Consider the following 4,343-nt stretch of genomic DNA (forward strand, 5'->3'; position numbering starts at 1 on the left):
ATCCGTCACACATATCACTGTTGCCGGTAAGGCCCCTCTGCCACCGAATCCCTGATTTGCAGCGTTGAGGTAAACAGATTGTCCTGCGACAGATAACCGCCGTCGAGCATGGCGATCAGCCGATCGATCACTTCGTTCATCATGCCGCTCACCGGATCCTTTACGCTGGACAGGGCCGGTGAAAGCCAGGCGGCGGTCGGGATATCATCGAAGCCGATCACCGAGACCTGCGCCGGTACGGCGATGCCCGCCCGGGTCAGGGTCTTGATCGCCCCAATCGCCATCTCATCGTTGCTGGCCAGCACCGCGCTGAAGGAGACGTTATCGCTGAGCAATGCGCTGACCGCCGCGGCCCCACTGGCCGGCGTCCATTTGCCCTGCACGATCAGCCGTTCGTCCGGTTCAATCCTGTGCTGTTTTAACGCCTCTTTATAGCCTGAAAGCCGTTCGATCGCCGTCGGTGAGTCCAGCGAGCCGGTGACAAAAGCGATCTCGCGGTGGCCGCGTTCCAGCAGATGGCGCGTGGCGTTGCGGCTGGCTTCCTGATGATCGCAGCAGATGCAATGGCTCTGATGCACCCGCAGCCGACGGTTCACCACCATAATCGGCTGCTTATGCTGGCCAATAATCTCATCCATCGCGGCAATGGTCAGAAAGCGCGGATAGATGATAATCGCATCACAGCGTAACCCGAGCAGAAACTGGATCGCCTGCTGCTCCTCCCCGGCGTTATGTTTGCCGTCGACCAGAATCAGCTGGCGGCCGTTGTCCTCGAGCTTTTTTGCCGCCTGTGCCAGCAACTCGCTGAAGTAACTGCCGTTATACAGGGTGTTGGTGACCACCATACCGATGCACTGCGATTTACTGCTGGCCAGATTGCGCGCCAGCAGGTTGGGGCGATAGCCCGCCTGTTCAATCGCCTTAAACACCTGATCCCGCGTGGCGTCGCTGACGTAGCCTTTGCCGGTGAGCACCCGCGACACGGTGGCTTTCGAGACGCCGGCTATTTTTGCCACTTCCTGCATGGTCGACATAGGGATTTCCTGACCCGTTAACAATAGCCGCCATTCTACACATTACCCCGCGCCAGAGCAGGCGATTCACCGCCGATCGCCGTCTCACATGTCGATCCCGTTCACAAAAAAAGCAATAACTAAATTTAGTTATTGATATCCAGTCAGGATCTAAACAACATTGTGTGAGACCGGTTACCTATCCTACGAGAATCATCCTCATGTCTAAAAATTATATAACGGTAGCAAGATCGATAGTGGACGCCGTTGGCGGCGCGAATAACGTTGCGGCGGTAACGCACTGCATGACGCGCCTGCGCTTTGTGCTTAACGACGACGCCCGCGTCGACGCCGCCAGCCTGAAGGCGATCGGCGGCGTGCTTGGCGTGGTGAGAAGTGAAAATCAGTGCCAGGTGATTATCGGCAATACCGTTTCACAGGCCTATGCCGAGGTGGTGAAACTGCTGCCCGCCGGGGCAGCGGCGGCACAGCCCGCGCCTGCCAAAGGCAAGCTCACCCTGAGGCGCATCGGGGCCGGCATTCTCGACGCGCTGATTGGCACCATGTCGCCGCTGATCCCGGCGATTATCGGTGGTTCGATGGTCAAGCTGCTGGCGATGATCCTCGCGATGACCGGGGTAGTCGAAAAAGACGCCCCGACGCTGATTATCCTTAACGCTATCGGCGACGGCGCGTTCTTCTTCCTGCCGGTGATGGTGGCCGCCTCTGCCGCGGTCAAATTCAAAACCAATATGTCGCTGGCGATCGCCATTGCCGGGGTGCTGCTGCACCCGGCGTTTATCGATCTGATGGCGAAGGCGGCCCAGGGGCAGCCGGTTGACTTTATGGGGGTGCCGGTCACGGCGGTGAAATACACCTACACGGTGATCCCGGCGTTAATCATGACCTGGCTGCTCTCCTACATTGAACGCTGGGTTGACCGCATCACGCCGGCGGTAACCAAAAACTTCCTTAAACCGATGCTGATCGTGCTGATCGCCGCGCCGATCGCCATCCTGCTGATTGGCCCGCTGGGGATCTGGATCGGCAGCGGCATCTCGGCGCTGGTCTACACCATCCACAGCTATCTGGGCTGGTTATCGGTGGCGATCATGGGCGCGCTGTGGCCGCTGCTGGTGATGACCGGCATGCACCGGGTGTTTACGCCGACCATCATTCAGACCATCGCCGAAACCGGCAAAGAGGGGATGGTGATGCCGTCTGAGATCGGCGCCAACCTGTCGTTAGGCGGCTCCTCACTGGCGGTGGCCTGGCGCACCAAAAACCCGGAGCTGCGCCAGACGGCGCTGGCCGCCGCGGCCTCGGCGATCGTCGCCGGTATTTCAGAACCGGCGCTGTACGGCGTGGCGCTGCGCCTGAAGCGCCCGCTGATCGCCGCGTTAATCAGCGGTTTTGTCTGCGGCGGCGTGGCCGGCGTCGCGGGCCTGGCCAGCCACTCGATGGCCTCGCCGGGCCTGTTTACCAGCGTGCAGTTCTTTGACCCGACCAACCCGATGACCATCGTCTGGGTGTTTGGCGTGATGATCCTCGCGGTGGTGCTGTCATTTATTCTGACGCTGGTGCTGGGCTTTGAAGATATTCCGGTTGAGCCGCAGACGAAAGCCGAGGCGGCAACCGACAAGGCCAGCGCGGCACCCGCGTTAGCTGAACAACCTGTTTTAAAAACGACCAACTGAGAAGAGGTATCTATGCCAGCATCTGTTTTCCCCGCGGACTTTTTATGGGGTGGTGCGCTCGCCGCTAACCAGGCCGAAGGCGCGTATCTGGCCGGCGGCAAAGGGCTGACCACGGTGGATATGATCCCTCACGGTAAAGACCGGCTGGCGGTTAAGCTCGGCCAGCAAAAACGCTTTGCGCTGCGCGAGGATGAGTTTTATCCCAGCCATGAAGGCATTGATTTTTACCATCGCTACAAAGAGGATATTGCGCTGATGGCGGAGATGGGGTTCAGCGTATTTCGCACCTCGATCGCCTGGAGCCGCCTGTTCCCCAACGGCGATGAGACCGTGCCGAACGCGGAAGGCATCGCCTTCTACCGGGATGTGTTCAGCGAGTGCAAAAAGCACGGCATTGAGCCGCTGGTGACGCTGTGCCACTTTGACGTGCCGATGCACCTGGTGCGCGAATACGGTTCGTGGCGCAACCGCAGGATGGTGGCGTTCTTTACCCACTATGCCCGCACCTGCTTTGAAGCCTTTGACGGCCTGGTGAAGTACTGGCTGACCTTTAATGAGATCAATATTCTGCTGCACAGCCCGTTCTCCGGTGCCGGGCTGGTGTTTGAGCCGCAGGACAACCCGGAGCAGGTGAAGTACCAGGCGGCGCACCATGAGCTGCTGGCCAGCGCGCTGGCCACTAAAATTGCCCACGAGGTCAACCCGCAGAATCAGGTGGGCTGCATGCTGGCCGGCGGCAACTTCTACCCCTGGTCATGCAAGCCGGAAGACGTGTGGGCCGCGCTGGAGAAGGACCGCGAAAACCTGTTCTTTATCGACGTGCAGGCGCGCGGCGCTTACCCCTCGTACACCCGCCGCCTGTTCCGCGAAAAAGGCATCAGCGTGGTGATGGAGCCGGGCGACGATGAGATCCTGAAAAACAGCGTCGATTTTGTCTCCTTCAGCTACTACGCCTCGCGCTGCGCCTCGGCGGAGATGAACGAGCACAACAGCAGCGCCGCCAACATCGTCAAATCGCTGAGGAACCCGCATATCCAGGCCAGCGAATGGGGCTGGGGCATCGATCCGTTGGGGCTGCGCATCACCATGAATATGATGTATGACCGCTACCAGAAGCCGCTGTTCCTGGTGGAAAACGGCCTCGGCGCGAAGGATGAGGTTAACGCGCAGGGCGGGATCGACGACGACTACCGCATCAGCTACCTGCGCGAGCATATCAAGGCGATGGCGGACGCCATCGACGACGGTATCCCGGTGATCGGCTACACCTCGTGGGGCTGCATCGATCTGGTGTCCGCATCCACCGGGGAGATGAGCAAGCGCTACGGCTTTGTCTGGGTCGATCGCGATGACCAGGGGCAGGGCACCTTCGCCCGCACCCGCAAAAAATCGTTTTACTGGTATAAGAAGGTGATCGCCAGTAACGGCGCGGACCTGAGTTAACGACTGAACCGGTTGCCGTACAGGTAATCTCACCGTCAGGGGCGCTTTCGCGCCCTTTTTTACCGCCCGGGGTAACCGATCCTGACGGGCGGCGTCTATTTCTACGGTGCGGGATTAGGCTTGCGAAAAGGATGGTTGGTGGCGGGGCGGTTTTGCGGTTTACTGGCGACAGTTAAGGCGTTTGCAACCT

Annotated in this window: 3 protein-coding genes; 2 read left to right on the forward strand and 1 reads right to left on the reverse strand. The window is 59.7% G+C overall.

The annotated features are described in order from the left end of the window. Nucleotides 1-14 precede the first annotated feature (14 nt). Nucleotides 15-1,034, reverse strand: a complete 1,020-nt coding sequence (locus NV64_RS02855; protein ID WP_101505275.1) for a LacI family DNA-binding transcriptional regulator — start codon at nt 1,032-1,034, stop codon at nt 15-17. 200 nt (nt 1,035-1,234) lie between these two features. Here NV64_RS02855 and ascF point away from each other — a divergent pair, with 200 nt between their 5' ends. Together ascF and NV64_RS02865 are read left to right on the forward strand one after the other, a co-directional pair. Then, the gene (gene ascF / locus NV64_RS02860; RefSeq protein WP_056239653.1) at nt 1,235-2,710 is read left to right on the forward strand and encodes a PTS cellobiose/arbutin/salicin transporter subunit IIBC; all 1,476 of its coding nucleotides are present in this window, start codon (nt 1,235-1,237) and stop codon (nt 2,708-2,710) included. Nucleotides 2,711-2,722: 12 nt separating this feature from the next. Continuing rightward, nucleotides 2,723-4,153, forward strand: coding sequence for a 6-phospho-beta-glucosidase (locus tag NV64_RS02865; RefSeq protein ID WP_101505276.1), 1,431 nt, complete (start codon nt 2,723-2,725; stop codon nt 4,151-4,153). The last annotated feature ends 190 nt before the right edge of the window (nt 4,154-4,343 follow it).

Origin of the sequence: Erwinia sp. B116 (assembly GCF_002865965.1) — a bacterium.
Taxonomy (GTDB): domain Bacteria; phylum Pseudomonadota; class Gammaproteobacteria; order Enterobacterales; family Enterobacteriaceae; genus Erwinia.

What these genes read in the sequence shown, in the direction of transcription:
- NV64_RS02855 (WP_101505275.1), bottom strand. Translation starts at nt 1,034, where the DNA reads ATGTCGACCATGCAGGAAGTGGCAAAAATAGCCGGCGTCTCGAAAGCC.
- ascF (WP_056239653.1), top strand. Translation starts at nt 1,235, where the DNA reads ATGTCTAAAAATTATATAACGGTAGCAAGATCGATAGTGGACGCCGTT.
- NV64_RS02865 (WP_101505276.1), top strand. Translation starts at nt 2,723, where the DNA reads ATGCCAGCATCTGTTTTCCCCGCGGACTTTTTATGGGGTGGTGCGCTC.